We start from the raw sequence: 26,633 nt of genomic DNA on the forward strand, positions 1-26,633 counted from the left end.
TTTCTTGAAAAATCAGAGAAAAGGATATTAGTTAAAAATACAAGGATCATTCATGGAAAGACGTTCAATGCCAGTATGTTTTACAGAAAAACAATACAAAATGATCGAAGAATTTGCCAAGAGAAATGGCATGCTTAATGCAAGTCAGGCCCTTGAGAAAATCTTAAAACAATAATACAATTTTGTTTTTATTATTTTTATTTTCTAAATGAGGGTATTTTATGCATATAATTTTACAATTAGCTAATTGATTTGTAAGATATCTAACTAGTTGTTATGAGTTATTTTTGCACAATAAGAGATAATGTCAGGAATTAATTTCATAGACACCATTGTCGTGAGAAGTACCGGAAAAGGGACTCATACAATAAAAGAATCTCTGAAATCAATGAATTGGGCTGGCGAAAGTTTCAAGAAATCACAAGAGGGAAAACTTGGAAAAATTAGTGGTCTGAAGATCCAAAGCGCAAAGGGAACATCTAAGATAGAACTTGGAAAAATGTACAAAACAAGTATTCCAAAAGTAGATGGGATGTACATTTCAGTCAACAGAGGAACAGGGTTACTAAAACTCTAATTCTCTATTTTTTATTACATTTAATAATTAATTTATTGAAATTAACATAGACATGGGACTATTTTCCAAAAAGCCATCATATTGTAGCATTTGTAATAAGGAACTAACTCACAAACACAAACCAAAACGAGAATGGAATGTTAAGGGTCCGCTTTGTGGAGATTGTCACTTTGACAAATCAAAAGAATACTATGAAGGTAAAGTTCGACAGCCATGTGTAGAGTGTGGTAATACTCAAAAGATTACAGATTTGTGGGAACCGCGTTGGCAATGGGATATGGAAGGATTGTTATGCAAAACATGTTTTGATAAAAAAGAAGAATCACACGGAAAAGCAAAAAACTTTTGTGCAATATGTGGAGGAAAAATGGGATTAATCAGATACAACCCAAAAGGCAAATGGAAAATAGAAGGGCAGTTATGTAGAACTTGTTGGGATGAAAAGAAAGCAGAGTTTGGATAATCTTGGGATTTTTTAGAAAAAGTAAATGCGACATCTGTGAGAAAAAATTCTCAAAAGAAGAAGAGTTGATGAATCATAAACAAATTGTTCATGGAAAAGATTTAGAATATGATTGTAAAGAATGTAACAAATATTTTTCAAATATGGAAGATATGAGAACGCATTTGCAAAGAGAACACAGTTACAAAAAAGACAGATAATTAAATTGCTTTTATTGTCTTTACTACTGGTGGTCGTACTTTAGTAAAGACTCTAAATCCACAGATGCATTTGATTTCAGGCAATCGAGATAGTTCAGTATTTGAAACAGTTGTCCCACATCTAAGACAGGAATAATTTACGTCAAATGTCTCAACAGGAGTTTCTTCTACTTCATCAAAGTTATCTTCAACCATGTTTATCATCAAAATTTCTATAATTTAAGGCTACCAGATTATGTAAGAGAGAGTTCAATGTATACATCATCAGGAATTTTCAGTCGCATCAGTTGTCTAATTGCTTTATCATCAGCGTTGATATTGATTATTCTTCTATGCATTTTCATCTCCCATTTTTCATAGGTTTCAGTTCCGTTTCCACATGGAGATTTTCTTGTAGCAACATGCAATCGTTTCACAGGGAGTGGAGTTGGACCTTTAACTTTGACACCAGTTTTTTTACCAATACCCATTATTTCACCGCATACACCATCTAATTTTGGAAGACTGGTGGAAGTGAGTTTAACACGGGCGGTTTGTGTCATAAATATACGCCTATGGTTTGTACTCTTCAGTAATCTCTTTAACGATTCCTGCTGCGATAGTTGCGCCCATATCTCTGAGAGCAAATCTACCCATTTCAGGGAAATCTTTGAAAGTTTCTATGCAAGTTGGTCTTACTGGTCTGATTTTTACAATTGCAGAATCTCCAACTTTAAGGAACTTTGGATTTTCTTCCTCAACAGCTCCAGTTGCTGGGTTGATCTTTTGGAGGAACTCAGTAACAGTTGCTGCAACTTGTGCAGTGTGTGCGTGCATTACTGGTGTATAACCAGGTGCAATTGCTGTTGGGTGATGAATTACAATAATTTGTGCTTTGAATTCTTTTGCAACCATTGGAGGTGCATCAGGAGTACCAAGAACATCTCCTCTCTTGATATCTTTCTTTTCAATACCTCTCAAGTTGAAACCAATGTTATCACCTGCTTCTGCAGATGGCATTTCAGTGTGGTGAGTTTCAATTGATTTGATTTCACCTTGTGCGCCAGATGGCATCACGACGATTTTTTGATTGGCTTTCATTACACCGGTTTCTACTCTACCTACAGGCACAGTTCCTACACCAGTGATTGTATAAACATCTTGAATTGGAACACGTAGTGGTTTACCAATTGGTTTTTCAGCTACTGTAAAGTCATCAAATGCTTCAAGTAATGTCTTTCCTTTGTACCAAGCCATATTCTCAGATTTTTTAACCAAGTTATCGCCTTTCCATCCAGAAACTGGAATGAATGGTACGTTTTCTAGTTTGTAACCTACAGATTTTACTAATTTTTCACCTTTTTCTTTTGCTGCATTGTATGCATCTTCTTTGTAGTCTACTGCATCCATCTTGTTGATTGCAACAATTAGTTGGCCTACACCGAGTGTCTTTAGCAAGAATGCGTGTTCTCTTGCTTGACCACCTGCAGCAATTGCTGTATCGGTTTCACCCTCTTTTGCTGATAGTACTAAAACAGCTGCATCTGCTTCAGAAGCGCCAGTAATCATGTTTTTAATAAAGTCCCTGTGACCAGGAGCGTCAATCAAAGTAAAGAAGTACTTTGGAGACTCAAACTTTTGGAAAGCTAGATCGATTGTAATACCTCTCTCTCTTTCATCTTTAATGTTATCCATAACCCATGCATACTTGAAAGTATCACCTTTTCCGGTCTTCTCGGATTCGGCTCCGTGTGCTGCAATTGTTCTTTCATCTACAACACCAAGATCCATCAAGAAATGACCCATAGTTGTTGATTTTCCATTATCAATATGACCTGTAACAATCAGGTTCAAGTGTGGTTTATCTGCCATATGAAGAGCGTATTTGAGGGCATTTATTACTGTTATGAATTTTTGAAGAAAAATTAAAAAAAAATCAATTAATTTCAGATCACAAGACTTTGCTAAAAGCACATAAATCAAAGGGGCAAAAATGGTAGATATGAAAATTACAGTTTCCGTTATCAAAGCAGACGTTGGAGGAGTTGGAGGCCACACAAAACCAAGCGACAGACTACTTGATGCAATTAAAAATACAGTAAAAAATTCTTCAGACTTGCTCATAGATCACTATATCGGTTATTGTGGAGACGATACCCACATTGTAATGACACATACACATGGGGTGGACAATCAACAGATCCACAAGTTAGCATGGGATGCTTTCATGGCAGGAACCAAAGTTGCAAAAGAAGAAGGACTCTATGGAGCAGGACAAGATTTGCTTAAAGATTCATTTTCAGGAAATGTAAAAGGAATGGGCCCAGGAGTTGCAGAATTAGAATTTGAGGAAAGGCCAAATGAAGCATTTACAGTATTTGCAGCAGATAAAACAGAACCAGGGGCATTTAATTATCCAATTTACAGAATGTTTGTAGATGCACTTAGCAATACAGGATTAATTGTAAACAAAAGTCTTGCCAAAGGTGTCAAATTCCACATTATGGATGTAGAAAAAGCTCAGATTGCAGAATTAGAATTATGGGAAGACAAACCAACATTGGAAGCTGCATTAATGTATCCTGGCAGATATGTAGTAGATTCTGTTTATACAAAAGATGGAGAACCAATTCTTGATGCATCTACAGACAGACTACACAATATTGCAGGCACATATGTTGGAAAGGATGATCCAATTTGCATCGTTAGAACTCAAAAGAATTTTCCAGCTACTGAAGAAGTAGGAAGTGTATTTAACAATCCACATTTTGTTGCAGGAAATACCAGAGGCAGTCACAACATGCCATTGATGCCTGTAAAACTAAACTCAGCTGCTACAATCAACTTTTGTATTCCAATAGTAGAGGCATTAGTGTTTAGCATGCATAATGGAAAGCTAACTGGTCCATTTGATGGATTCTCAACACCTGATTGGGACTACATTAGAGAGATTGCAACAAAGAAAGCAATGGCAATTAGAAGTCAAGGATTCATTCATCCGGCAACACTTGTTCCATCAGAATTAGAATATGCTGAAGGATACAGAGCTAGAATGGATGTTCTAGAAAGTAAGATGAAACCTATGGAAGAAACTTCCAGTGGTGAAAAGAAAGAAAATTACGAAGATCCAGATTAGCCATATTACTAGATTCAATCATAGGGAATAGTTAATAGCCAAAACAACGTACCAAAATTACACAATGATTGGTTTTCAAAAAATCTTTGATTGGAAAACTTACATATTCACAGCACTAGCGGTAATTTCGTTTTCAAATTTCATGGCAGTTTTGTTTGGTCAAACTATCCCAGGAATAATTTTAGCATTTTTCAAAATAGCTGGAGAGTATGTGATTTTAGGAGCAGTGTTTATTTTTGCACTAGCATGGCTTCTCAAAGCTAAACCTCATAATCGCCCCAAGCAATATTCAGTGGTGGTTTTTGATGTGTTTGGAAAAAAATCAAAGATAGATGGAATAAGAACTGAATTCAAAACTCATGACGTGGCATGGAGTTTTATGAAACAATACAAAAAAGATTACCCGTTATGCAATTTTGCCCTTGTATCAGATCTTCCAAAATCAGACAAACCAACAATTTTCAGATACATTTAAGATTCATACTTTTATTCGGGAATAGATTATGATTTAGAATGGAGTTCTCCATCTTAGCTGATTCTTTTTTCAAAATGGAATCAACTGCAAAGAGGTTAGAGTTGACAAAAATTCTAGTCGAATTGTTTGAAAAAACACCTCACAATGTTATTTCAAAAATCGTATATCTATTGCAAGGAAAGTTAAGACCAGATTTTGAAGGAATTGAGTTAGGCGTTGCAGAAAAACTTGCAATAAGGGCCATTGCAAAATCTTCAGGAATTCAGATTAAAAAAATAGAAGACGAATATAGAAAAGGCGGAGATATTGGGCATGCAGCAGCAATTATTTTAGAACAGAAAACACAAACAACATTTCTTGTAGAAGACATTACAGTAGAGAGAGTGTACGAGACACTGTTTAAAATTTCAAAATCAGAAGGATCACGCTCTCAAGACATGAAGATGAAATACATCTCCAGTTTACTAAATGATGCAACACCATTAGAGGCCAGTTATATTTTGAAGATTTTATTGGGAACTTTGCGTTTAGGAATTGCTGAGAATACAGTAATGGATGCATTAGCAATAGCTTTTTCTGGAAACAAAGAGAATAGAAAAATTTTAGAACATGCATACAATGTTTCAAGTGATTTAGGAAAAGTTGCAGAAACAATTGCAACAAAAGGGATTTTAGGTATAGAGAAATTTGAAATTATTTTATTTAATCCAATCAGACCAATGCTTGCAGATAGGGTGAAGAGTGAACAAGAAGCAATTGAAAAACTAGGAAATGAATTTGCAGCTGAATACAAATTAGATGGAGAGAGAGTGCAAATTCACGTAGAAGGAAATAAAGTAATATTATTCTCAAGAAGCTTAGAAAATATTTCAAGTTACTATCCAGACATCATTGAAAAAATTCCGCAATGCATTCAGGCAGATAACGCAATTCTAGAGGCCGAAGCTGTTGCAATCAATGAGAACACGGGAGAATTTTTACCGTTTCAAGAATTAATGCATAGAAGACGAAAATACAAAATCGAAAAAGCAGTTACACAGTATCCAATTACAGTTAATTTTTTTGATATACTGTATTGCAATGATAAAAGTTGTTTGAAGTTAAGTTATGAAGAAAGGAGGGATAAATTAGAAAAAATTGTCAAAGAAGATGATTTTGCAAAATACATACCAATGAAAGTAGTTAGAAACGAAAATGACATTGAGGACTTTTTAGAGAACAGTATCAATTCTGGAAGCGAGGGTCTGATGTTAAAACAGTTAGACAAACCATATCAAGCAGGTTCAAGAGGAAGTTATTGGTTAAAGCTAAAAAGAGAGTATCAAAACGAATTAGGAGATAGTTTAGATCTGGTTGTAGTAGGCGGGTTTTTTGGAAAAGGAAGAAGAACTGGAAATTATGGAACACTATTGCTTGCAACATATGATGATGATGAAGATGTTTTCACAAGTATTTGCAAAGTCGGGACAGGGTTTTCAGATGATAGTTTAGATCAATTATATCAAATCCTAAATCCCAAAGTCACAATCAAAAAAAACCCTCGAATTCAGAGCGAGATGGAAGCTGATGTTTGGTTTGAGCCAGAATTAGTTATCGAAGTTGTAGCTTCAGAAATTACACTCAGCCCAATTCACAAAGCTGCAAGAGATGTAATTAGAAAAGGAGTAGGACTAGCTTTGAGATTTCCAAAGTTTACTGGGAAGATTAGATTAGAAAAAGCAGCTGAAGATGCATCAACTAATGAAGAGGTAATTACACTTTACAAAGGGCAAAAAAAAGTGGCACATGATAAAAATTTGATATAATCGTGCTCAAAAAATATCAAAAATCATAGAGGATTTAAATTACCTGTGGATTTTTTACATTCTGTTATGTATAGCGGAGAGCTTGAAGTTCAAGCAAAAAGAAAGGCTATAGCAGTTTTACAAGACGAAATAAACAGAATCCTAAATGCTGCCAGAGAACTAGCAACACTTCCAGATCTAATGATGAAGAAAGACAAAACTGGAATCAAAAACACTCTTGAACAAATTTCTACAATAGAAGAAGAGGTAGAAAATCTAAGAAGAAAGATCACAAGAGAAGTTGCAGATGTTGGAGGATTAATCATGAATCGAGAAAATCTTCTAAATACAGCATATACAATGGATGAAATAGCAGGTTACATCACAGGAATTTCATTCAAGCTTTCAAATGTAAAACCAACTACATTAAAGAGTGCAAAACTTGACAAAGATCTTACCAAGTTAATCGAACTTGTTGTAGATGAAGTATACAAATTGAATGAAATCATTCGAAGTCTTAATACAAACACTGCTAATGCAATTGAATTGGCTCAAGAAACTCAAACCATCGAAAGAGAAATTGACATAAAATACAGACAAGCAACAATAAAACTTCTAAACGAAGTATCAAATACAAAAGAGCTTATGTTAATGAAAGATGTAATTGAAGGAATTGAAGAGATGGCAGATAAATGCCAACGAGTATCAGATTCCTTTATTTTACTTGCGTTGAGTCTTTAAAAACACCATTTCACATTTTACTTTATTTTTATGTTGTACATTAGAATTCATATACACTAAACATTACAAATTAACTATGAAAAGCGAATTAATTGAAAACAGAATAATTGTTTGGAACATCGAGGATTCTAGAAAACTTTTCAGCCAAGGGTATTATGGAAAACCGATTGGAATACCAAAACCAATACCAGAAGAAATTGATGCTCCTCTAATTTTAGATCTAATTGAAGGGTTGTATCTTCTTGAAAATAAAAAAATTACAATAGATACAAAAAAACAAAAGTTAACAGCAGAACAACTAATTGAAATTTGTAAAAAAGAGTATCATGATTTTGATAAAAAATATTTAGTGTATAAAAATTTCAGAGACAAAGGATACATCATAAACCCAGGAATAAAGTTTGGATGTGACTTTGCAGTGTATGAAAAAGGGCCAGGAATTGATCATGCCCCATATCTGATTCAAGTATACAACAGAACAGAATCTATTTCATCTACAGGAATAGTTCTTGCAGGAAGACTTGCAACTACAGTTAGAAAACAATTCATCTTAGCAATTCCAAAAGGAAAAGACAAGGTCGATTTTCTTGCTTTAGATTGGTGGAAGGCTTAGATAGATTTTATGTGGCCAGCTATTTTATCATAAATTTCAAAAAGTTCTTTTGATATTCCAAAAGAAATATGATTATCCCATTTACTCCTAATTCTCACTGCACCATCTGTAGGTTCAACATAGATTGTTGCATCTTTTAGGGATTGCTTTGCAATTAATTCATTTAATTCAAGATCACCATTTAGTTTTGTTGCAAGACTTCCGGGTCCATCCCACTCTACTTTGACTATTCTTTTAGAACCAAAATGTCCCTTTGTTGTCAATTTTGTCTTTGCAACATAATTACCAACAGAATTTCCAACATCCTTTCTTACAATAAAATGTGCTTGAAATCTATCTAGTGCACCCCAAGGCATTGGATTTGGATCTTGCATTTTTATCCCTTCTGAATAATTTGAATTACGTCGATATTAGAGTTCTTAACATCAAGACATCCTCTATTTGTTATCATTCTAGGGGTTTGAGCAAAATATCTACTATAGTAATCACCTTTTTCAACTTCATCAGTTCCAATATCTTTTGATACAGAATCTATGCCGATCTCCTTTAGCATACTTGAAAACTTCTCAGGCCATGTTTGATATACAAAAGTGTCAGGTTCTGAATCATGCATATAAAATCTTGAAGGGTACCCACAAATAAAGATATCAAGAAAAAATGAGTCACTAAGATCAATCGAATTAAATATCACAAAAGTTTTGACAGTTTATCTATGCTAAAATTTCAAAATAAAATTGCTCTTGTAACAGGTAGTGGTACAGGTATAGGTAAAGCCATTGCTACAAAATTTATTGAAAACGGAGCAAGTGTAATCATTCTTGGAAGAAGAAAAGAACCACTCCAAGAAGCAGCAAAAGAGTTAGAATCAAAAATCCCTCAAGGTAGCGTGGCATCTGTTAAAATTTTTGCCGGAGTTGACGTAGCCGATGAAACAGCAATGAATGAGATGTTTAACACTTTAAAAAATGAAAATACTACCGTTGATTATATTATTAATAACGCAGGAGTATCAGGTCCTGTAACTTGTTTTGCAAATGCTCCATTAGAGGATTTTAAAAGCACTGTAGCAATACACCTTACTGGGACATTTTGGGGTTCTGTTCAAGCACTAAAAGTAATGAAAGAAGGAGGAAAAATAATTACAATTTCAACTTTCTTTACTGAAGAAAGACCCCTAGAGCAAAGACCTTACAGATTTAGAAGTCCATATACTGCATCTCAAGGTGCAAAAAACAGATTAGCTGAAGCAATGTCATGGGAGCTAACCGATAAAGGCATCATATCAATTGCAACAAATCCAGGCCCGGTTCATTCAGATAGAATTTACAAAACAGTTTATCCAAAAGCAGCAGCAGAGTTTATGAGAGTTAGTGGTTTTGAAGATCTTTCACCAGTAGAAGTAGATAAAGCCAATAGAGAATTACTAGAATTATTAGGCGAAGATGATAATACAATCAAAGAAGGGATTGCAAAAGCAGCAGCAAAACTTGCAAATGGTAAAGACGTATCCAAATTAACTGAGACATTTACAAATCTACTAAACAAAATCCAAACAATTGCAGAAAAAGTGCAAAACAACACATCACATATGATTGCAAACAGAGAATTTCTTTCACAAGGTCAAGTTGCAGAATCAGTTTTGAATTTGTGTGATGATGAGATTGCAAAGATACTAAACGGCAAAGTGATTCCTGGAGACAGGGTCTTCTATCCAGTAAAACCACACATTGGAACCACAACTCCGGGTGTTCATCAACCAGACTTTGCGGGAAAAGCAATCGTGTTAACAATAGATGCAACAGATAAGGCAGATGCAGACAGAGTAGAATTTTTGGCCCAACATATTGTGGAGAATGGTGGAAAAGTAGCTTGTTTTATTTCAGAGTCAACCCCAAAAGAACTCCAAGAGCAGATTAGCAGTAAATTTCATTCACATGTAGTAGATATTAGAAATCCAGGAGATGTAGAAAGATGGCTAAATACTGCCAAAACCAACATTGGAGAAATATTAGCAGTAATTCATGTCACTGGAAAACTACCAGAAATATCAAAATTAACTGAACAAACAAGGGCAAAATGGGAAGAACTAACAGCAAAATTCATTTTGACTCCTGCAACAGTCGCACAAAGAGCACTTGAACACTTTGTTCCAGGAGGAGCAAAAGATCCAAGATTATACAAAGATGCCAAAGGTGCAATCATGATAATTGGTCCGGATTTACCAGTAGACCGTAAAGTTACAGGTACACAAAGAGCTCAAGTTGAAGTTTTCAGAGGAGCGCTAAGACCATTTACAACAACTGTAAATCAAGAATTAAGTGATGTTCTAAATTCTAAAATTAGATTATTTACAATATTCCCAGGAACTGTTACAGGAACAGAACCTAGCAATCAACGAATTGCAGATGCACTAAATTTCCTCGTATCAGATAGTGCTGCTTCATCAGCAGAAGTAACTTTCTGTGTTGATGAATCAAGATAGATAATGAAAAAAATTTCTGAATTAAAAGTTGGAGATAGTTTTTTTTCAACATGTAGTATTTCAGACAAAGAGTTAGAAGAGTATCTCAACTTTTCAAGAGTGAAAAATGCATTTTTGGAACAAAAACAAAAAGGAGAACAACAGATAGTTTCAGGTAGAGCAATTTTATCAAGAATGGAAGGAGAATTTACAAGACTAAGTCAAATTTATGGAAATCATATTATTTTTCTAGGAACCGATGGAGATCCTGAATGGAAGAATAGAAACACTAGATTTCTAAAACCATTTTATACTGATCAAGTCTTGAAATTAAAATTTACAATTTCTCAAAAAGAAGACATAGATGATGAGTTTGGAAAAATAGCAGTAGATTTTGAGGGAACAACTCAAGAGAACGAAACAGTAGTACTTTCAAAGAGAAACATTTACAGAATCAAAAAAGAACCACCAAGATAATACAAAACCGAGGAGCCGACTAGTCTCCTCAGCCGTCAAATCCTAAGACTCAACGAACAACATGTATTACAAAATAAGTATAAAAATACAAATCAAAAACAGAGGCTAAAATCCAAAGAGTGGGAAATTTTCACTTAGGGAATCAAGAAATAGTTTTCCTGCTGCAATCAAGATTACAACTGATACTAGTATCTGCAGATATCTCTCCTTTACATCAAGGGATAATCTTGCACCAACTAATCCACCAATAAAAGAACCAATTGCTAAAAATCCTGCTTGAAGAAAATCAGGATGTCCTAACAAACTATGCACGACTACTCCTGATGATGATGCAAATAACAATATTAGTTGTGATGTAGGTGCCGCTTTTTTCATAGCCATACCCATTCCAACTACCATTAATGGCACAAAGATTATACCGCCACCAATACCAAAGAATGAAGAAATTATTCCAGCAAAGAAACTAGCACCAACTGCAAATAACATCATTTGTTTTGATAAAATTTTATCTTTGGTTTGGATTTTCTTTCTCAAAAAAATGTACACAGCAGATGCAATCAATACAAACCCAAATAATATTTTAAAAACAATTGGAGTGACATCAGTGGAAATCAGTGCACCCAAAACAGTTCCAGGAATAGATAACAATCCAAGTTTTAATCCCAAAGAAAATTCAATTCTCTTTTGCTTTGTGTAAGAGATAGTAGACGCAATTGAATTGCTAAGAGCAGCAAAGAGGCTATTACTTGCTGCAGCAGTAGGTGGAAATCCTAGAAAAGTCAATACAGGAACAACTATTATTCCACCCCCAAGGCCAATCATAGAACCTAAAATTCCCGCAGCAAATCCCAATAGAATTAGCCATAATTGATCAATCATTGTAATTCGTCAATCAACTAATTTTGTAGTATATAATTAGACTACTTTAGAACAATTAATGTCCAAAGATATGCATCTCCAGTTGCAGAAACTTCTAAAATAATCTTTTTTTGAGCCAAACCAGAAATTTCTGATTTAAGAGAAGAACTCTGATCAGATTCTGCAAAGTGTCTTTCTGCAGCATTAATCCATTCTTGTACTGTTTCAAAATTTCCAGGTTGTTTTTCTGCCCAACAATCACAAACTAGAGTTTCAATCATAGCCTCAAAAATAGCATCAACCTCATCTTTACTTGAATCTAAAAATGGAGATGATTCTATCAGAGCAACTGCCATAATGGGCCCTCCATTAATGGTTCCTCCCATATTGATATTGCCAATAGAGTCACCGTCAGAGTTGACAATAGCAGTAGTGGTACAATATTCTACAAATTTCTGCACGTCATTTGAATCAAAATAAGTGCAGTATTGGTCTTTAGTGTGATCAGTGATTGCAGTAGGAGAAGACATTGTAATGTTTTGCATTCCAAGTTTTGTCTTTATCTTCTCAGCATCATAAAAAGTAAAACCTTCATCAGTTAGTGGTGTAGGGTTTGTATCTTCAGAGATCAACATTAATGACAAAGAAAGTACTGCTGCAATGCCAAGGATTACAGGAATTAAAATTAGTTTATTCACTAATAGTAATTTTTAGCATCTTAAAATAAGGCTTTGGAATTTTAGATCGAAATAATAGTCAAAACAGAATCTTTTGTAATGTTATTTTGCTCAACAAATCCTGCCGTGACCTCTAAAACATAAGTTGCTTCATTGTCAGGAACAATACTTTGACAAGTTGTGATTTCTAATGCAGTTCTACACGGAGTGATATTAGTTTCAATATGAACAACTTTACCATCATCATCAAACCAAATCATATCTAGTGGGAATTGCATGTTTAACATCCAAAGAGAGTAAAGCCCAGGTTGATCAAATACAAAGATCATTCCTTGATCATATGGTAATTGATCTTGAAACATCAATCCCCTCACACGTCGAGGTTCAGTATCAGCAATTTGCACTTCAAGTGGAATGTCATCAATTTTGATAGTACCTCTTGGAAATTCAACTGACTCTAATTTACTCTCACTTGGTAGCGACAGTATTCCTACCACACCAATTATCACAGCAGCAATAGTAATTGGAATTAATGCTTGAGCCCTTGTAGTCATAATCTAAATTCTCCTAGTCCTATTAAAAACCAAGAGTGTTAAAAAACAGAATTCTTAAAATCGTTAATTGATGAAATTGTATTCTTTGTTTGATGACCAATATCATGTATGGTAGTACCGTTGTATTTTTTGTCAAGATATCTTCCGGCTACTATCATGGGGGCACCAATTGCACATGTAACACCAGTAGGTTCAGGAATCCATAGCATCAAAAATCCTATTTTTTGGAGTTTTTTACCAGGTGCTGGTGCTTTTTGAAGTGCACCTAAAGAAGAACCAGTATGTTTATCATCAATTTTGGCAATATCAGAATACAAATTTGCTCGACGATGGGCAGAGCCAGATAATTTTTTAATTTTATCTAGTCGTTCCTTTAGGGGATCAACCATTCCAGTTACTGCTTTAAAGAAAATTAGTTAAGAATCGAAGATCAATATCTGTCACATCCAAGTCAACAAAGAGTAACCATGGCTAGCAGAAGAGACACTCAATTATACTAGCTTTGATTTAGTTACAAGAAATAGATGAAATCCAAAAATACAAAGAGACTAGATTCAATTAAAGCAGCTCATCAATCAGAAAGAACTCGTTCTAGTACAAGAATGGAAGATTATTTGGAAATTATTTCAGAACTAGTAGAATTAAAAGGATATGCAACTACACTAGACATTTCCAGATACATGCATGTTAGTGCACCAAGTGTTACAAAAATGCTTCAAAGATTAGACGAGAATGGGTTCTTAGAATATGAAAAGTATCATGGAATAAATCTTACAAGTAAAGGTTCTGAGATTGCTAAAGGCATAAGACAAAAGCATGGTATTTTATTAGAATTTTTTGAGATATTAGGCATCGGGTATGATACTGCAAACCAAGATACAGAAGGAATAGAACATCATCTAAACCCAAAAACAATAAAGCAGTTAAGAAAATTTATTACTTTTCTAAAAGCAAATCCAAAAATTATTGAAAATTTTAAAAATCTCTAAGAACTAATTTAATTTCGTTTTTAGTTGATGCGTTATTCATTATACTTCGTGCAATATCAGAACGTTTGGGAATTTTTATCTGTCCCTTCTTTCCAATTCGCAATGAACCTAGATTTCTCCCATTAACATAAACATCAACATACATAGAGGTATACTCTCGATTAACTGTCAGAAGGAATGAAGTTTTTGATTCTGAAAAAGTGAATTGTAAATCATTATCAGATTCTATAGAGTCATCAGAATTTTTTTCTACAACATCAATGTGTACTTTGAGAAATTTTTCTATCTCATTGATATTTGAGCCTCCCTTCCCAATTATGGATGCAATGTTGTGCTCATTTACAAGGACCTTAACTCTATTATCAGATAAAATTTCAACTTCTACATGAGGATCATATTTTCTAAACACCTCCTTTATCTTATCTTCGGCAAGTTTTTCAATCCCAATTTTTTGGGTTTTTTTACTTACTGGAACAATTACATTTTCTTCTCCAAAAGTGTAAATTTCATGCTCTAATTCCTTATCTTCAAAATTTCTAATCTCAATTACAGGCCTTGCAAGATCTGATTCAGTCATACCTGTAGGAACCTTGACTTTTAGTTCTAATTCATAGACTTTTGCAATCTTTCCATCTTTGATAAAGACTACAGTATCCAAAATATTTGGAATTATTCCAAGTTCAATTTTTCCAATAAATCTCTGAATGGCATCTAATGGAGAATTTGCATGGACAACACCAACCATCCCAACGCCAGTTAATCGTAAATCTGCAAATGTTCTAAAATCCTCTCTTCGTCTTACTTCATCAAAAATAGTATAATCTGGACGAACAAGCAGCAAAATATCGGCAGTATTATCAAAGCTTCCTTCCAATTTACTATATTGTGTAATTCCTGAATTTACTTGCAAATCTCGAGGAGATTCAAATGTTTTAACAATTTTTCCCAGACTATGGTAATAATTTGCAAGACCAGAGGCAAGTGTGCTTTTACCAGATCCTGGGGCACCAGAAATTACAATTCCTTCAGCACTATTAGAGAATCTATCCATTAATTGTTCAGATAAATCATAATCATCCAAAGATAATTTCACTATCGGATGAACAATGGTTATTTCAAAAGATTCTGAGAAAGGAGGATGGGTAATTGCAATGCGATAATCTTCATGTTGAATTACAGAAGCTCCAGTCTTTGAGATTTCAATGGTGCTTGAATCAGAGATATTTGCAACATCTAGTATTTGAGAAGAGATCATTTCCAAATAACTCCTAGTCAGTAATGTATCATCAATCTGAGTTAAGATAAAATTTCCAGGTTTTCCTTTTTTTGCAAGTGGGAATTGATTTTCTTTAAGATGAACACTCATGGTTTCAGAATCAAAGAATTTTATAAATTCCATTTTTGTATCTTTGATAAGGGATTTTAGGAATATTGTTTCCACACCCTCAGCTTGAGCAACTAAATGCTGAACATTATCAGATGTGTAAAGTATCGATTCAGTCTGTTTAGCTAAATCGATAATCAAAGCATCAATTCTTCCACTACCTGCAAGTTTAATGTCATCATTAGATGGGTGCACTCCCTTTATGGTTATGGTAATACCAAAACTCCCTGATAGTTCTTTTAGTTTTCTAATTTTTTCTAATCCAACAAATCCCTGCTCTTTTTTACCTGAAGCCTGAGATTGTAATTCATCAAAGACGGCCTGAGGAATTATTATTTCGGCATTTCGGATTGAACCGGACTCAATTTGTGCAATCAATTGCCCATTAATGATTACGCTTGTATCAGATACTATTTTAGACAAGTTTACTCTTCATATTACCTTAAAGACAAGACCCTAAATTACTTTGTTAAAACATTCAATAATTAATTCAGGGATTGTTACTTTAATTATACAAATTAGGAGGATTATTGTGCAATTTCTGTAATGGTTTTTAACACTCCGTTAAAATCAAAAGGTTTTGAGATATAAGATGATGCACCACACTCTAAGCATTGATTAATTACTTTTTGATCATCGCTTGCAGTAATTAGAATAATTTTTGCGTTAGGATCATATGCAATCACTTCCTTAACAACAGTCAGACCATCTTTACGAGGCATTGCCAAATCCAATAATAAAATTTGAGGATTATGTTTTTGATAAAGTTCAACAGCTTCTGCTCCATCAATTGCTTCTGCAATAACATTATGTTCACCAATAGACAAAATATCTTTTAAGACCAGTCGGATTGCATCAGAATCATCAGCAATCAGGATATCGGCCATAGGTGTTCTACTATAATTCAATATAAAAAATATTTAGAGGCGTTCATTTGACAAAACCTGTTCAATTCTCTGAATTATTTGACTTAATTCATAATTAGGCTCATTAAGAGAATGTCGCATGTCATCTACAACAGGACTTAGGATGATGAAAATATTTTCATACTGAGTACCAGAGATCATGTTTTTAAAAAGTGAATCAAGAGATGCAGATAGCATCCCTAACTTCTCTTTGCCCATCATTGGTGCTAGACCCTTGATTTTGTGTGTGTGTATTTGAAATTTTGAAGCATTTCCAAAAACATCATCATCGGTTTTGCATGAATTCATGATTTTTTCAATTTGCGCAATATCAGAGGCAATCTCATTTGTGGCAACCTCAATAAATTCATCATTCATTATTAATTACTAAACAAAATTTACCATTATTTTTATACTCTATGCAAAGTCTTAGGGTTTATGAAGATAGTCACCAAGGCATATCTTTTAATTGCAATTTTAATTGCTGTTGCAGCATTTAACTTATTATTACTATACCAAGATGACAAATCCGATGTATCTCAATCATATTCAATAATTAGAGCAGGAGATGTTAAAGTGAAAGCAGAGTTAATTTCATCATTAGCAACTTCAATTGCAAGTGGAAATGTAGAAGACAAGGATGACTTTGTGAATCAAGTTGAAGAAATTGAATCAACTCTTTCAAAAATAAAAAATGGAGGGATAATTAAAAATCAGTTACTTGAAAGGATACCTCCAACACTAATCAATGATTACAATAGAGTAGAAACCTCTTGGCAGAAATACAAAGATAGTGTTTTAGAAGTCGAAAAGTCTTCTATATTTGATCCAGAGGCCACTGCTGCCATGAATTACATTCTACAAAAAAATCAAGATTTAGTATTACTTACAAACAATATGGTAAATGAATTTGAAGGACTAGATAGAAACTTCAATGAACACAAACAAATTGCTAAGGATTTAGCAGAGTGTGCTAAAATAATTGGTCAACAGACATTATTGTTATCAATTGGAGAAGAAGAAGATGCTCAAAGTGAGCTTGTAGAAAAAAATCTAAAGTTTGAGATAGGAATCAGAAAACTCTTACAGGTATCAACTTTAGATCTAGATGTCGAAAGTGTGGGTGCAACTCATGAGGAATTAGAACCAATTCCAAGGGAGAATTCAGAGGCATTAAGAAAGTTAGATCCATTATGGGAAGCAATCAAATTAAGAGTTCAAACCCTAGAGGAGAAATCACTCTTATCCCCAGAATTTAATTCAGCAAAAATTGAAATGAATTTGCAAAAAAATATACTATTTGAAGAAATTGATAGTCTGCTTAACGCATGGAATAATGAAATCACAAGCAAAGGTTCTGAGAAATTTATCATAATACAGATTCTACTAATAGTAGATATTGCAGTATTCTTCTTGGTTCTCTTTATCATCAGACAGTCATTATCTCCATTAGAAATAATTACCAAAGCACTCTCAAAAGTAAAGGAAGGAATCTATGGTGAAAAAATACAATATTCCGGTACTGATGAGATTGGTCAATTAATTGATAACTTCAACATAATGTCAGATACAATCAAAATCAAAGAAGAAGAAGCTAAAAAGACAGATATTGCAAAAGATGAATTCCTCGCAATGATTACTCACGAACTAAAAACACCATTAGTTCCTATCCAAGGATATGCAGATATTTTACTTGGAGAACATTTAGGAAAGTTAACAGAGAAACAAAGAGAAAGAATAGGAATTATCAAGTCAAGTTCAGAAACTTTGCTATCGATTATATCAGATTTGCTTGATGCACAAAAGTTAGATTTAGGTCAATTAAAAATGAAAAAACAACTGGCCAACATAAAAGAAACAATCGATAAAGCAATCACATCATTTAAACCAGAATTTGAAAAAAATAATGTAGAGGTCACAACCAATTTGGTGGATGTGAAAATCAATCATGATCCAGAAAGAATAGAACAAGTGATGACAAATCTAATCAAAAATAGTTTGAATGTGATCAAACCGGGTTCAGGAAAAATCGACATACAATTAGAAGACAGCCCAAGTGAGATCAAAGTAAGTGTAAAAGATAACGGGGTAGGAATTCCCAAGGAAAAGCAAAACGATCTGTTTAAAAAATTCTATCAGGTTGATGCAACACTTACTAGAGAAAAAGGAGGTAGTGGTCTTGGACTAGCAATTTGTAAGGGAATTATAGATAATCACCAGGGAGTAATTTCAGTATCAAGTGCTCCAAATCAAGGAGCAACCTTCTCATTTACCATTCCTAAAGAAGAGTCAAAATCTACAAAATCACCAGTTTCAACTTAAAGAAAACAAACTTTGAGAACTAAAAACACTCACTCTCTTTAAAAAATGCAGATTTTGAGACGAAAAACATGCCAAATGAATTCGAAAAAAACAAGGAATTTTACAAAAATTGTACGTCATATTTTGAATATTTGCGCAAAAAAGGCACTTCAGATTACGATTTTGAAGACGAGTACTATTTTACCATGCCTGCAATTTCCAATAGTCAATCATAGAAGATTTACGAGCCCAGAAACACAATAGATCATGGATTCATCCATCGAAGATTTAGCAGATAAAGCCATCAATTATGCAGTTGGTTTAGGAGTTCAGTATTGTGATGCACGCGCAGAGTATCAAGAAAGAAAATCAGTACTAATTGAGAATGGAGAAATTGAGCACTCTAAGATTGTTCACGATAAAGGAATAGGTATTAGATTAATTAAAAATGGAATGTGGAGTTTTTGCTCCATTACAAATCCAGAGTCTTTTGATAAGATAAAACAAGTATTAGATAACACAATTAAAAATACTTCAACTCATAATGAGAATAATAAAATCAATCTCTCGCAAATAACTTGTGAAAACAAAAAGATAGATTATCCCATAATTAAAAAACCAGAAATTGAAGAGTTAACAACTCTTGGATTAGAATGCAATAAAATAATTTTAGACACGCCAAAAATAATAAAATCAATTGTTAATCCATGGTATACTATAAATTCAAAATATTTTGTAAGTAGTGAAGGCTCACACATTAAGCAAAACTATACTGACGTTGTTGTAGATATGATAGCAACAGCTCATGAAGGAGGACTTACACAATCAGTAAACATTACAGAAGGAGGAAGAGGCGGAGTAGAGCAATTAACAAACAATGATAAAATTCAAAGAAGCGCTAATAAAATTTCTACAAAGGCATCTAGTTTGATTAACGCAAAGCCAGCAAAAGAAGAAAAGGCAACAGTAGTAATGAATCCAGATTTTGTGTCATTGCTAACACATGAGATTTTAGGTCATCCATCTGAAGCTGACAGAGTTATGGGAAAGGAGATGGCGTGGGCAGGTGGTGCTTGGTGGAAAGGGAAGATAGGAGAAAGAATTGGTTCAGAGCATCTCAATGTTTTTGATGATCCTACAATCAAAGAGAGTTTAGGATGGTATGAGTTTGATGATGAGGGAGTTAAAAGTAAAAAAACACATCTTGTTGAGAAAGGAATTCTAAAAAACCATATGCAAAACAGAGAAACTGCAGAATTTTTTAACACACTTCCAACTGGAAACATGAGGGCCACAAACTATCGATTCATGCCACTAATTCGAATGGCATGTACGTGTATTGGGAATGGAGATAGAAATGTAGAAGAAATTATCAAAGATGTAAAAAATGGATATTTGATTTCAAATATGAAAATCCCATCAATTGATATGAACCGATATAATTGGAGTATTTCTTGTCAATATGCACAAAAAATTGAGAATGGAGAGACCACAGATTTGCTCAGAGATGTAATTGTAGTTGGAACTGCACCGGAATTTTTTGAATCAATTGATGCCTGTGGTAATGACTTTACTGTAAGACCCATAACTAATTGTGGCAAAGGAGATCCTATGCAATCAATGATAATGGGCAATGGCGGTCCAACAATTAGAGGGATTGCAACAGTAAAGAGTGTGAATTAAAAAATGAGTCAAAAATTAGAAGTAATCAAACAAAATGTTATAGAATGTACAAAATGTGATCTCTGCCAAACTAGAACAAATGCAGTACCAGGCAAGGGCAATTTTCACTCAGATGTGATCTTTGTAGGAGAAGCGCCTGGAAGAAATGAAGATGTCAGAGGAGAGCCATTTGTAGGAGTGGCAGGAAAAAAATTATCATTTGCACTTGAAGAAGCAGGGATTTCTAGAGATGATGTGTATATCACAAATATTGTAAAATGCAGACCACCAAAAAACAGAGTACCAACAGTTATGGAAAGAGATACATGCAAAAATTATCTCAATGAAGAAATTGCCATAATCAAACCAAAATTAATCTGCATATTAGGAAATACTGCCTTTAATTCATTGTTAGGAGGTTCTGAGATAACTAAATTCAGAGGAAAACTAGTTAGAAAAGACAATCAGTTTTATTTCCTAACGGTGCATCCAGCAGCTACAATATACAATCAAGAGTTAATTGAGGTTTTAAAGGGAGATATCAAAAAACTCTTTGAATTAATAACAGAGTTAAAAAATGGCAACGAGATCAAAGTAGATATTGAATATTCTTCCTAGAGATTTTTATTTACAAGACACAGTTACCGTTGCAAAAAATTTACTTGGAAAAAGACTAGTGAGAAAAATTGGAAGAGTTGAAGTTTCAGGAATTATTATTGAAACTGAAGCATACAAACACAAAGAAGATCCTGCAAGTCACGCATTTAGAAATATCACAGAAAGAAACAAGGCAATGTTTGGAGAAGTAGGGCATTCGTATGTGTATTTTACATATGGAATGCATTATTGTTTTAATGTAGTAGCAAGAAATTCAAAAACTGCTGCAGGAGCTGTATTGATTCGAGCAATTATGCCTGAGAAAGGAATAGAAAAGATGATTGCAAATAGAAAAATCTCAGATTTTAAAAATCTAACAAATGGACCTGCAAAATTAACACAGGCCTTGGAAATTACAAAAGAGCATTATGGGGTGGATTTAACTAAAAATTCTAAATTATTCATTACAGAAGGAGCTAAACCTAATAAAATTATAAAATCATCACGAATTGGAATAAGAGAAGCAACTGAAAAGTTATGGAATTTTAAAAGTATCTAGTCCTTATTGTTTTCATCTAGTGTCCAAGGAGCAAACTTGCCAAGTACTCTTTGCCAATCCAATCTTAAAAGCAAAACAACAACAGCAGTCATCATTGCGCCAAAAATAATTATTCCAACATAAACAGGAGTTGCATCATCAATGTTTTCAAGAAATGGTTCTACTAAAGACAATCCAAGGTAATGAGACACAAAAACAATAACATAACTTAGTACTATTTTTCCAGTAAGAGTAGCAATGAAAAATCTTTTTGGATTATATTTTGCAAGTCCTAAAGGAACATAAACCAAATCATCTGGAATGGGAGTTGCAGCAGCAAAAAATGCAGCCCCTGCGCCATATCGTTTTACTAGTCTTTCAAACGGACGCATTCTCTTTCGAGTTTTTTCATTGATAATCTTTCTTCCCCCATAACTCACATAGAAGATTATTTGTTTTGCAACAGTTGCAGTGATTGCAGAGAGTAAAGCCAAAACATGAAGATCAAACTGATTTCCAACTGCCATGGTAGCCAATAGTAAGAATCCAGGTAATGGAACAAAAGGCACAAGAGAGCCAAAGAAGTTTACAAGCGATAAACTAAGATAACCTACTTCTGGTGCAAATGGAAATAGGTCAACAAAATCCACTAAAGAATCTCAAATCATGCTTTATTTAATTAAATCTAGATGGAATTTTAGTTGTAATCATTAAAATATCATCTATTTTCAATCCCAGTAATTGACAAAAAAAGACTATCAACAAATTTGTGATGCAATTTCAACAATTAGTCCATTTATCAGATTTGTAGGCGTGATTGGTGAGAGTGGGGAATTATTATCATACACTAGAAGAGAAAATCTACTGCCATTACTAAATGCAAAAAATACTCAGTATCAATTTTCACATATTGCAATCAAGACAGATTTAGAGAGCTTTTTTGATAAGAATCTAGGAGAAATTGAATTTGTCTGGGAGGAAAGAAAAAAGGTTCAGATTATTTCATTTGCCATCAAAAAACTAAGAGTTTGGATATCAATTGATAAAAAAGTAATCAGATCTGAAGTTCTAAGAATTATTGATTCTTGTCTTCCATTGGTTAAAAAATACTCTTAGTTACAGAATTACATTGAAGTGTCCATATTGCGATATTAATTTGGATGCACTAAGTATGACAGATGGTCTCAAACATATTTTAGAGCATAAAAAACAAAATCAAAATTAACTTATTTTAGTTATTTTTATTAAAAATATGAAAGAACCTGATGAACTTGAAAAACTAATTGACGATATCAGTTTTAGAAAAGCCGAATCAAAAAATTACAAAGATATGAAAATAGAACAGATCAGTCAAGAGCTACAAAACGTCATGAAATTTGAACAAGAATCACTAAGAAAAATCGAAAAGTTTGGGAAAATCAAACAAGACGAAGAACTAATTACTTATTTGAAAATGATTTGCAGAAATACAATAGAAAGAGAGATTACTCAAATCCAAGAGATTTATTTACAAAAAATTGATAAAGAGTATCTAAATTCAAAATAAAATTATTCATACAGCCAACATCTCACATATCCAGTTTTAGTTTTTAATTTTGTTGGAAGTGTTTTACATTTTTCAATTGCCAATGGACATCTATCAATGAAACGGCATTGTGTAGGTGGTTCTAGCAAACTTGGGGGATTACCCTTTATGTATTTTGGAGTATTTCCATTCAGAGTCGGAATTGATTCTAACAGTGCTTTAGTGTATGGATGTTTAGGATTTTTGTAAATCTCTTCAGAAGAACCAAATTCTACAATTTGCCCACCATACATTATTCCAATTTTATCGGCAATCTCAGATAAAACAGCCAAATCGTGCGTAATTAGCATAAAAGACATGCCAAGTTTTTTGAGATTTTTTAATAGATTAATTATTTGAGCTTGGATTAGGACATCAAGTGCTGTGGTTGGCTCATCAGCAATAACAAATTTTGGTTTTAAAATTAAAGCCATCGCAATTACAACACGCTGTTTCATTCCACCGCTAAGCTCATGTGGATATTTTTTCAATATAGATTCATCCAGACTTACTGAACGTATTGAATCAAATATCATCTTATCAGAGTCACCTTCAAATTTATGTTGTTTTATTATTTCCAAAAATTGCTCCTTTATTGTAAACACAGGATCTAAAGAATTCATTGCACCCTGAAAAATCATTGAAATCTTTTTCCAACGATATTTGGAATTAAAATCAGATTCACTTTCCTCCAATATTGATTCACCATCAAAGAGAATCTTGCCTGTTGTTTTTCCACCAGACATCATTCTGATAATTGAAAGTCCCAAAGTACTTTTTCCACATGCACTCTCACCTGCAATTCCAATAGATTCACCATCATTGAGATCAAATGAGACATCATCAACTGCATAAACAGGTCCCTGTGATGAGGAATATCTAGATGACAATGAATCAACTGATAATTTCATATTCTCTTAGATCCCAACTAGAATTTCTGTTTTTCACTAAGGGATATAAACAAGATTATTTCAAATAAAAAAGTCGATTCAAATGAAACTTCCAATTTGTGGTTTTGATGCAAAAAATGCCGTACTATGTCCTCAATGTGAGGGAAAGGTAGAAGCAGGCATACTCTCAAAGGCAGATGTTGATGCATCAATTATCCTTGCAAAGATTGCCAAATCAAATAGCGAGATAGAAAGTTTTAGTCTTTATTCATGCAAAGAGTTTGATGGAAATTTTGTTTTATCATTAGCAAAAAACGACATTATGATAATTAGACAAAGCCGCACACTCTATCGAACTTTGCAAGAGAAATTCAAAGGTAAAATTTGGCTAGTTGAGGCTGATGAGACAGATAAGAAATTCATAGAAGATTTGTTTTTTCCCACAAAAATCCTATCAATTAATTCAGTTTGGGCCCCAGGGGGTGTTCAAAAGACTAAAGCAGTAGTTTCAGGCAAATGGACCCCAAGATTTCCAATAGATACAGAAAAAGTAGTTCAAATTGTAAAAAATGCCCGAAACCTTGACATTGAGATAGAATTTGAGGATAAAAGATAGGAATAAGATTATGGTTTTTGTAAAAACTCACGACATCAATGAACTAACAACAGAATTAATTGGCAAGCAAGTTGTCTTAGGTGGATGGATTGAAGATCTTAGAAAACTAGGCAAGATGACATTTATCACATTGCGTGATGTCTCAGGAATTTCTCAAGTAATTGTAAAAGGAGAACTAAATGACAATTTAGGAGAGATAAATCGCCAAAGTGTCGTGAGTGTAAAGGGAATTGTTCAAGAAACCAAAGCTAGAGACTTTGCATTTGAAATCAAAGCTGAGGAAATTGAAGTTTTAGGAAAAGCAGTTCACCCATTACCAGTTGATCCAATTGGAAGATTAGAGAGTAATATCGACACAAGATTAAATCATAGAGCACTAGATATGAGAAACCAAAAGACAGCGTCAATTTTCAAATTAAGACATCATGTATTGCAAATTTTACGAAAGACACTTGCTGATAAAAAATTCATAGAAATAACAACCCCAAAAATTATTGGAAGTGCTAGTGAAGGCGGTGCAAATCTATTCTCCTTGGATTACTTTGGGAAAAAGGCATACCTAGCACAAAGCCCACAACTCTACAAAGAACAAATGACAATAGGACTAGAAAGAGTATTTGAGATTTCAAATTTTTACAGAGCAGAAAATTCCCACACTGGAAGACATCTTAGTGAATTTACAAGTATTGACATTGAAGCAGCATTTATGGATTACAATGATGTCATGGATGTTTTAGAATCATTAGTAATGGAGGTTTACAAATTCACATCAGAGAACTGTAAAGCAGAACAAGAAGTGATTGAGCATAAAATAGTGATTCCAAAATCACCATTTGAAAGAATTACTTACAATCAATGTGTTGAGGAATTAAAAAAAGAAGGAGAAAAGATAGAATTTGGCGATGATTTGCTTGATTCACATTTGAGAATTATTGGAAAAAATCATCCAGGATTTTTCTTTTTAACTGATTGGCCAATGAAACTAAAGCCATTTTACATTCGAGAAAAAGATGAAGATAAAACATTATCTCGTTCATTTGATTTGCAGTATGGATATCTAGAATTATCATCAGGAGGGACTCGACTTCACAATCCTGAAATGCTAAAAGAGAGGCTAAAAGAACAGGGATTAGACCCCAATCAGTTTACTGATCATCTCAAAGCCTTTGATTGGGGAATGCCACCACATTCAGGATGGGGTATGGGATTAGATAGATTGATGACCACACTTATTGGAATTGATAATGTACGAGAGGTGGTCTTGTATCCAAGAGACCCAGACAGATTAAGTCCATAGCAGTTCAGATTTTTATTGTAATAAGATTATCAAAAGTCATGATAGAAAAAGAGGATGCAAAAAAAGTAGTTGAAGTTATTGGAAATAATCTAATTGGCGTATCTCATGATTCAAATAGTTTTCAAAAACTTCCAGATTCTTTTTGGGGATATTTTGCAAGAGGCCATGACAAAAAGGGAACATTTGGAGTTATTTTGACCTATTCAGAAGACGGCAAAGACGTTGATGAATTAATCAAGATGTATGAAAAGTGGGCAGAGAAGAATAAAACAAAATCAGAATGACTATTTTGTTTCCTTCAAAAGCTTGCGATATCCTTGGCATTCTTTACAAATAGGCTTTCCTTTGTACTTTGGATTGCCATCAGTGATTTTTAGTGTCCCTTCAGCAATCTTGCAGATACAACAAACTACCATGCAGGGTATCAATAAAATGCAATTTATAAAAATTGATAATTATCAAAAATAGATAAATTCAAAGAAGATCTACTAATCTAGTGTACAAATGTGATTTTTGTGGATCAGCATTTGGAGAAAGAATTTGTTACTTTTGTGAAAAAAATTGCTGCACATCATGTATGGTAGATGATAAAACACGTTGCAAAAGCTGCTACATTCACAAACAAAAACTAGGATGGAAAAAACTAGTTAAAAAGAACAAAGTAGTTTTGATATTTATTGCATTTTTGTGGCTGTATGCAGTTTTTCCAGGGCCATTAATTCCAGGATTGGATCCAGGATTTTACACTATTTCAATAATTGCGGCAGTGCTTATTATGATTCCAGTAGGATTGGCTTTATTTTTCTGGTCATTGAATCCTCCCACATCAGATATCAAAAAAAGGAAAGACTAAGAACCCTTCAATCAAATTTTTTACACTTTGATTAGTTTAAAA

The 26,633-nt window shown here is 33.6% G+C and carries 37 protein-coding genes; 22 read left to right on the forward strand and 15 right to left on the reverse strand.

All coding sequences use genetic code 11. The features are described 5' to 3' along the window. The first annotated feature begins 52 nt into the window (after positions 1–52). From K5790_RS04130 to K5790_RS04145, 4 genes are all read left to right on the forward strand, one after another. The gene (locus K5790_RS04130) at positions 53–175 is read left to right on the forward strand and encodes a hypothetical protein (RefSeq protein WP_297592653.1); all 123 of its coding nucleotides are present in this window, start codon (positions 53–55) and stop codon (positions 173–175) included. A 129-nt stretch (positions 176–304) separates the two neighbouring features. Further along, entirely contained in the window at positions 305–577 is a 273-nt protein-coding gene (locus tag K5790_RS04135; RefSeq protein WP_297592655.1) for a hypothetical protein, read from the forward strand. Between the two features lie 52 nt (positions 578–629). Further along, complete coding sequence (locus tag K5790_RS04140; RefSeq protein WP_297592657.1) at positions 630–1,040, forward strand: hypothetical protein; 411 nt, start codon at positions 630–632, stop codon at positions 1,038–1,040. Between the two features lie 2 nt (positions 1,041–1,042). After that, positions 1,043–1,240 carry a C2H2-type zinc finger protein gene (locus tag K5790_RS04145; RefSeq protein WP_297592659.1) on the forward strand — a complete coding sequence of 66 codons (198 nt, stop codon included), beginning with the start codon at positions 1,043–1,045 and terminating at the stop codon, positions 1,238–1,240. Here the strand turns inward: K5790_RS04145 and K5790_RS04150 are convergent, their stop codons facing one another. From K5790_RS04150 to tuf, 3 genes are read right to left on the reverse strand one after another with little or no spacing between them, the layout of a single operon-like run. Further along, positions 1,241–1,444 carry an RNA polymerase Rbp10 gene (locus tag K5790_RS04150; protein ID WP_367182839.1) on the reverse strand — a complete coding sequence of 68 codons (204 nt, stop codon included), beginning with the start codon at positions 1,442–1,444 and terminating at the stop codon, positions 1,241–1,243. Between the two features lie 29 nt (positions 1,445–1,473). Next, complete coding sequence (gene rpsJ, locus K5790_RS04155; protein ID WP_012215416.1) at positions 1,474–1,782, reverse strand: 30S ribosomal protein S10; 309 nt, start codon at positions 1,780–1,782, stop codon at positions 1,474–1,476. A 10-nt stretch (positions 1,783–1,792) separates the two neighbouring features. Continuing rightward, a complete protein-coding gene (gene tuf, locus K5790_RS04160) occupies positions 1,793–3,091 on the reverse strand; it encodes a translation elongation factor EF-1 subunit alpha (RefSeq protein WP_297592666.1) in 1,299 nt (432 codons plus the stop codon). Positions 3,092–3,221: 130 nt separating this feature from the next. Between tuf and fbp the strand changes: the two genes are divergently transcribed. From fbp to endA, 5 genes are all read left to right on the forward strand, one after another. Beyond that, entirely contained in the window at positions 3,222–4,355 is a 1,134-nt protein-coding gene (gene fbp / locus K5790_RS04165) for a fructose-1,6-bisphosphate aldolase/phosphatase (protein ID WP_367182858.1), read from the forward strand. A 64-nt stretch (positions 4,356–4,419) separates the two neighbouring features. After that, complete coding sequence (locus K5790_RS04170; RefSeq protein WP_297592670.1) at positions 4,420–4,830, forward strand: hypothetical protein; 411 nt, start codon at positions 4,420–4,422, stop codon at positions 4,828–4,830. A 38-nt stretch (positions 4,831–4,868) separates the two neighbouring features. After that, on the forward strand, positions 4,869–6,635 hold the full coding sequence (locus tag K5790_RS04175; protein WP_297592672.1) for an ATP-dependent DNA ligase: 1,767 nt from the start codon (positions 4,869–4,871) through the stop codon (positions 6,633–6,635). Positions 6,636–6,701: 66 nt separating this feature from the next. Continuing rightward, the gene (locus K5790_RS04180) at positions 6,702–7,355 is read left to right on the forward strand and encodes a DUF47 domain-containing protein (protein WP_297592674.1); all 654 of its coding nucleotides are present in this window, start codon (positions 6,702–6,704) and stop codon (positions 7,353–7,355) included. Positions 7,356–7,431: 76 nt separating this feature from the next. Next, positions 7,432–7,968: a tRNA-intron lyase gene (endA, locus tag K5790_RS04185; RefSeq protein WP_297592676.1), complete on the forward strand. Its 537-nt coding sequence runs from the start codon at positions 7,432–7,434 to the stop codon at positions 7,966–7,968. Here endA and K5790_RS04190 read toward each other — a convergent pair. After that, positions 7,965–8,342: a hypothetical protein gene (locus K5790_RS04190; protein ID WP_297592678.1), complete on the reverse strand. Its 378-nt coding sequence runs from the start codon at positions 8,340–8,342 to the stop codon at positions 7,965–7,967. The two genes, endA and K5790_RS04190, sit on opposite strands and share 4 nt — an antisense overlap. A gap of 2 nt (positions 8,343–8,344) precedes the next feature. After that, on the reverse strand, positions 8,345–8,581 hold the full coding sequence (locus K5790_RS04195) for a hypothetical protein (RefSeq protein ID WP_297592680.1): 237 nt from the start codon (positions 8,579–8,581) through the stop codon (positions 8,345–8,347). 99 nt (positions 8,582–8,680) lie between these two features. Between K5790_RS04195 and K5790_RS04200 the strand changes: the two genes are divergently transcribed. Beyond that, complete coding sequence (locus K5790_RS04200; protein ID WP_297592682.1) at positions 8,681–10,450, forward strand: SDR family NAD(P)-dependent oxidoreductase; 1,770 nt, start codon at positions 8,681–8,683, stop codon at positions 10,448–10,450. Positions 10,451–10,453: 3 nt separating this feature from the next. Further along, positions 10,454–10,906, forward strand: a complete 453-nt coding sequence (locus tag K5790_RS04205; RefSeq protein WP_297592684.1) for a hypothetical protein — start codon at positions 10,454–10,456, stop codon at positions 10,904–10,906. Between the two features lie 105 nt (positions 10,907–11,011). Here the strand turns inward: K5790_RS04205 and K5790_RS04210 are convergent, their stop codons facing one another. Genes K5790_RS04210 through K5790_RS04225 form a run of 4 tightly spaced genes read right to left on the reverse strand, consistent with a single transcriptional unit; the run spans position 11,012 to position 13,384 of the window. Next, a complete protein-coding gene (locus tag K5790_RS04210; protein ID WP_297592686.1) occupies positions 11,012–11,785 on the reverse strand; it encodes a sulfite exporter TauE/SafE family protein in 774 nt (257 codons plus the stop codon). Between the two features lie 41 nt (positions 11,786–11,826). Further along, positions 11,827–12,462 (reverse strand): hypothetical protein, encoded by a 636-nt coding sequence (locus tag K5790_RS04215; protein WP_297592687.1) that lies wholly within the window; start codon positions 12,460–12,462, stop codon positions 11,827–11,829. Positions 12,463–12,503: 41 nt separating this feature from the next. Beyond that, entirely contained in the window at positions 12,504–12,995 is a 492-nt protein-coding gene (locus tag K5790_RS04220; protein ID WP_297592688.1) for a DUF192 domain-containing protein, read from the reverse strand. Between the two features lie 38 nt (positions 12,996–13,033). Continuing rightward, on the reverse strand, positions 13,034–13,384 hold the full coding sequence (locus K5790_RS04225; protein WP_297592689.1) for a hypothetical protein: 351 nt from the start codon (positions 13,382–13,384) through the stop codon (positions 13,034–13,036). A gap of 135 nt (positions 13,385–13,519) precedes the next feature. Here K5790_RS04225 and K5790_RS04230 point away from each other — a divergent pair, with 135 nt between their 5' ends. Then, positions 13,520–13,984: an iron dependent repressor, metal binding and dimerization domain protein gene (locus tag K5790_RS04230; protein ID WP_297592690.1), complete on the forward strand. Its 465-nt coding sequence runs from the start codon at positions 13,520–13,522 to the stop codon at positions 13,982–13,984. Here the strand turns inward: K5790_RS04230 and K5790_RS04235 are convergent. The 3 genes from K5790_RS04235 to K5790_RS04245 all read right to left on the reverse strand — a co-directional run bounded on the left by K5790_RS04235 (position 13,971) and on the right by K5790_RS04245 (position 16,651). Continuing rightward, positions 13,971–15,791, reverse strand: a complete 1,821-nt coding sequence (locus tag K5790_RS04235) for a PINc/VapC family ATPase (protein ID WP_297592691.1) — start codon at positions 15,789–15,791, stop codon at positions 13,971–13,973. The genes K5790_RS04230 and K5790_RS04235 overlap by 14 nt on opposite strands. Positions 15,792–15,895: 104 nt before the next feature. Beyond that, complete coding sequence (locus tag K5790_RS04240) at positions 15,896–16,255, reverse strand: response regulator (RefSeq protein ID WP_297592692.1); 360 nt, start codon at positions 16,253–16,255, stop codon at positions 15,896–15,898. Positions 16,256–16,288: 33 nt separating this feature from the next. Continuing rightward, on the reverse strand, positions 16,289–16,651 hold the full coding sequence (locus tag K5790_RS04245) for a hypothetical protein (RefSeq protein WP_297592693.1): 363 nt from the start codon (positions 16,649–16,651) through the stop codon (positions 16,289–16,291). Between the two features lie 60 nt (positions 16,652–16,711). Between K5790_RS04245 and K5790_RS04250 the strand changes: the two genes are divergently transcribed. The 4 genes from K5790_RS04250 (at position 16,712) to K5790_RS04265 (ending at position 21,392) form a co-directional block, all read left to right on the forward strand. Next, the gene (locus K5790_RS04250) at positions 16,712–18,595 is read left to right on the forward strand and encodes a HAMP domain-containing sensor histidine kinase (RefSeq protein ID WP_297592694.1); all 1,884 of its coding nucleotides are present in this window, start codon (positions 16,712–16,714) and stop codon (positions 18,593–18,595) included. A gap of 246 nt (positions 18,596–18,841) precedes the next feature. Next, positions 18,842–20,257 (forward strand): TldD/PmbA family protein, encoded by a 1,416-nt coding sequence (locus K5790_RS04255; RefSeq protein ID WP_297592695.1) that lies wholly within the window; start codon positions 18,842–18,844, stop codon positions 20,255–20,257. 3 nt (positions 20,258–20,260) lie between these two features. Continuing rightward, on the forward strand, positions 20,261–20,854 hold the full coding sequence (locus tag K5790_RS04260) for a uracil-DNA glycosylase (RefSeq protein WP_297592696.1): 594 nt from the start codon (positions 20,261–20,263) through the stop codon (positions 20,852–20,854). Beyond that, entirely contained in the window at positions 20,838–21,392 is a 555-nt protein-coding gene (locus tag K5790_RS04265) for a DNA-3-methyladenine glycosylase (protein ID WP_297592697.1), read from the forward strand. Before K5790_RS04260 ends, K5790_RS04265 begins: the two co-directional genes overlap by 17 nt. On the opposite strand, the gene K5790_RS04270 is transcribed toward K5790_RS04265, so the two are convergent. Further along, a complete protein-coding gene (locus tag K5790_RS04270) occupies positions 21,389–22,021 on the reverse strand; it encodes a VTT domain-containing protein (protein ID WP_297592698.1) in 633 nt (210 codons plus the stop codon). The two genes, K5790_RS04265 and K5790_RS04270, sit on opposite strands and share 4 nt — an antisense overlap. 91 nt (positions 22,022–22,112) lie before the next feature. Between K5790_RS04270 and K5790_RS04275 the strand changes: the two genes are divergently transcribed. Both K5790_RS04275 and K5790_RS04280 read left to right on the forward strand, forming a co-directional pair. Further along, positions 22,113–22,487: a DUF6659 family protein gene (locus tag K5790_RS04275; protein WP_297592699.1), complete on the forward strand. Its 375-nt coding sequence runs from the start codon at positions 22,113–22,115 to the stop codon at positions 22,485–22,487. A 136-nt stretch (positions 22,488–22,623) separates the two neighbouring features. After that, positions 22,624–22,917, forward strand: coding sequence for a hypothetical protein (locus tag K5790_RS04280; RefSeq protein ID WP_297592700.1), 294 nt, complete (start codon positions 22,624–22,626; stop codon positions 22,915–22,917). Positions 22,918–22,919: 2 nt separating this feature from the next. Here the strand turns inward: K5790_RS04280 and K5790_RS04285 are convergent, their stop codons facing one another. Next, complete coding sequence (locus tag K5790_RS04285) at positions 22,920–23,846, reverse strand: ABC transporter ATP-binding protein (protein ID WP_297592701.1); 927 nt, start codon at positions 23,844–23,846, stop codon at positions 22,920–22,922. 82 nt (positions 23,847–23,928) lie between these two features. Here K5790_RS04285 and K5790_RS04290 point away from each other — a divergent pair, with 82 nt between their 5' ends. From K5790_RS04290 to K5790_RS04300, 3 genes are read left to right on the forward strand one after another with little or no spacing between them, the layout of a single operon-like run. Continuing rightward, positions 23,929–24,441, forward strand: a complete 513-nt coding sequence (locus tag K5790_RS04290; RefSeq protein WP_297592702.1) for a transcription elongation factor NusA — start codon at positions 23,929–23,931, stop codon at positions 24,439–24,441. Positions 24,442–24,451: 10 nt separating this feature from the next. Further along, complete coding sequence (aspS, locus tag K5790_RS04295) at positions 24,452–25,738, forward strand: aspartate--tRNA(Asn) ligase (protein ID WP_297592703.1); 1,287 nt, start codon at positions 24,452–24,454, stop codon at positions 25,736–25,738. 38 nt (positions 25,739–25,776) lie between these two features. Next, positions 25,777–26,022 carry a hypothetical protein gene (locus tag K5790_RS04300; RefSeq protein ID WP_297592705.1) on the forward strand — a complete coding sequence of 82 codons (246 nt, stop codon included), beginning with the start codon at positions 25,777–25,779 and terminating at the stop codon, positions 26,020–26,022. Here K5790_RS04300 and K5790_RS04305 read toward each other — a convergent pair whose 3' ends face one another. Continuing rightward, positions 26,023–26,154 (reverse strand): hypothetical protein, encoded by a 132-nt coding sequence (locus K5790_RS04305; RefSeq protein WP_297592707.1) that lies wholly within the window; start codon positions 26,152–26,154, stop codon positions 26,023–26,025. A 161-nt stretch (positions 26,155–26,315) separates the two neighbouring features. On the opposite strand from K5790_RS04305, the gene K5790_RS04310 reads away from it, so the two are divergent. Then, a complete protein-coding gene (locus K5790_RS04310) occupies positions 26,316–26,591 on the forward strand; it encodes a hypothetical protein (RefSeq protein ID WP_297592708.1) in 276 nt (91 codons plus the stop codon). Positions 26,592–26,633: the final 42 nt, after the last annotated feature.

It is taken from the genome of Nitrosopumilus sp., assembly GCF_025698945.1.
Classification (GTDB): domain Archaea; phylum Thermoproteota; class Nitrososphaeria; order Nitrososphaerales; family Nitrosopumilaceae; genus Nitrosopumilus.

Bases quoted from the DNA above. Each gene is read 5' to 3' on its own strand.
- K5790_RS04225 (WP_297592689.1), bottom strand. From the start codon at position 13,384: ATGGTTGATCCCCTAAAGGAACGACTAGATAAAATTAAAAAATTATCT.
- aspS (WP_297592703.1), top strand. From the start codon at position 24,452: ATGGTTTTTGTAAAAACTCACGACATCAATGAACTAACAACAGAATTA.
- K5790_RS04260 (WP_297592696.1), top strand. From the start codon at position 20,261: ATGAGTCAAAAATTAGAAGTAATCAAACAAAATGTTATAGAATGTACA.
- K5790_RS04205 (WP_297592684.1), top strand. From the start codon at position 10,454: ATGAAAAAAATTTCTGAATTAAAAGTTGGAGATAGTTTTTTTTCAACA.
- K5790_RS04230 (WP_297592690.1), top strand. From the start codon at position 13,520: ATGAAATCCAAAAATACAAAGAGACTAGATTCAATTAAAGCAGCTCAT.
- K5790_RS04140 (WP_297592657.1), top strand. From the start codon at position 630: ATGGGACTATTTTCCAAAAAGCCATCATATTGTAGCATTTGTAATAAG.
- K5790_RS04300 (WP_297592705.1), top strand. From the start codon at position 25,777: ATGATAGAAAAAGAGGATGCAAAAAAAGTAGTTGAAGTTATTGGAAAT.
- tuf (WP_297592666.1), bottom strand. From the start codon at position 3,091: ATGGCAGATAAACCACACTTGAACCTGATTGTTACAGGTCATATTGAT.
- fbp (WP_367182858.1), top strand. From the start codon at position 3,222: ATGAAAATTACAGTTTCCGTTATCAAAGCAGACGTTGGAGGAGTTGGA.
- K5790_RS04150 (WP_367182839.1), bottom strand. From the start codon at position 1,444: ATGATAAACATGGTTGAAGATAACTTTGATGAAGTAGAAGAAACTCCT.
- K5790_RS04180 (WP_297592674.1), top strand. From the start codon at position 6,702: ATGTATAGCGGAGAGCTTGAAGTTCAAGCAAAAAGAAAGGCTATAGCA.
- K5790_RS04175 (WP_297592672.1), top strand. From the start codon at position 4,869: ATGGAGTTCTCCATCTTAGCTGATTCTTTTTTCAAAATGGAATCAACT.
- K5790_RS04280 (WP_297592700.1), top strand. From the start codon at position 22,624: ATGAAAGAACCTGATGAACTTGAAAAACTAATTGACGATATCAGTTTT.
- rpsJ (WP_012215416.1), bottom strand. From the start codon at position 1,782: ATGACACAAACCGCCCGTGTTAAACTCACTTCCACCAGTCTTCCAAAA.
- K5790_RS04200 (WP_297592682.1), top strand. From the start codon at position 8,681: ATGCTAAAATTTCAAAATAAAATTGCTCTTGTAACAGGTAGTGGTACA.
- K5790_RS04255 (WP_297592695.1), top strand. From the start codon at position 18,842: ATGGATTCATCCATCGAAGATTTAGCAGATAAAGCCATCAATTATGCA.
- K5790_RS04195 (WP_297592680.1), bottom strand. From the start codon at position 8,581: ATGCATGATTCAGAACCTGACACTTTTGTATATCAAACATGGCCTGAG.
- K5790_RS04310 (WP_297592708.1), top strand. From the start codon at position 26,316: ATGGTAGATGATAAAACACGTTGCAAAAGCTGCTACATTCACAAACAA.
- endA (WP_297592676.1), top strand. From the start codon at position 7,432: ATGAAAAGCGAATTAATTGAAAACAGAATAATTGTTTGGAACATCGAG.
- K5790_RS04250 (WP_297592694.1), top strand. From the start codon at position 16,712: ATGAAGATAGTCACCAAGGCATATCTTTTAATTGCAATTTTAATTGCT.
- K5790_RS04190 (WP_297592678.1), bottom strand. From the start codon at position 8,342: ATGCAAGATCCAAATCCAATGCCTTGGGGTGCACTAGATAGATTTCAA.
- K5790_RS04305 (WP_297592707.1), bottom strand. From the start codon at position 26,154: ATGGTAGTTTGTTGTATCTGCAAGATTGCTGAAGGGACACTAAAAATC.
- K5790_RS04220 (WP_297592688.1), bottom strand. From the start codon at position 12,995: ATGACTACAAGGGCTCAAGCATTAATTCCAATTACTATTGCTGCTGTG.
- K5790_RS04135 (WP_297592655.1), top strand. From the start codon at position 305: ATGTCAGGAATTAATTTCATAGACACCATTGTCGTGAGAAGTACCGGA.
- K5790_RS04170 (WP_297592670.1), top strand. From the start codon at position 4,420: ATGATTGGTTTTCAAAAAATCTTTGATTGGAAAACTTACATATTCACA.
- K5790_RS04245 (WP_297592693.1), bottom strand. From the start codon at position 16,651: ATGAATGATGAATTTATTGAGGTTGCCACAAATGAGATTGCCTCTGAT.
- K5790_RS04285 (WP_297592701.1), bottom strand. From the start codon at position 23,846: ATGAAATTATCAGTTGATTCATTGTCATCTAGATATTCCTCATCACAG.
- K5790_RS04130 (WP_297592653.1), top strand. From the start codon at position 53: ATGGAAAGACGTTCAATGCCAGTATGTTTTACAGAAAAACAATACAAA.
- K5790_RS04240 (WP_297592692.1), bottom strand. From the start codon at position 16,255: ATGGCCGATATCCTGATTGCTGATGATTCTGATGCAATCCGACTGGTC.
- K5790_RS04290 (WP_297592702.1), top strand. From the start codon at position 23,929: ATGAAACTTCCAATTTGTGGTTTTGATGCAAAAAATGCCGTACTATGT.
- K5790_RS04210 (WP_297592686.1), bottom strand. From the start codon at position 11,785: ATGATTGATCAATTATGGCTAATTCTATTGGGATTTGCTGCGGGAATT.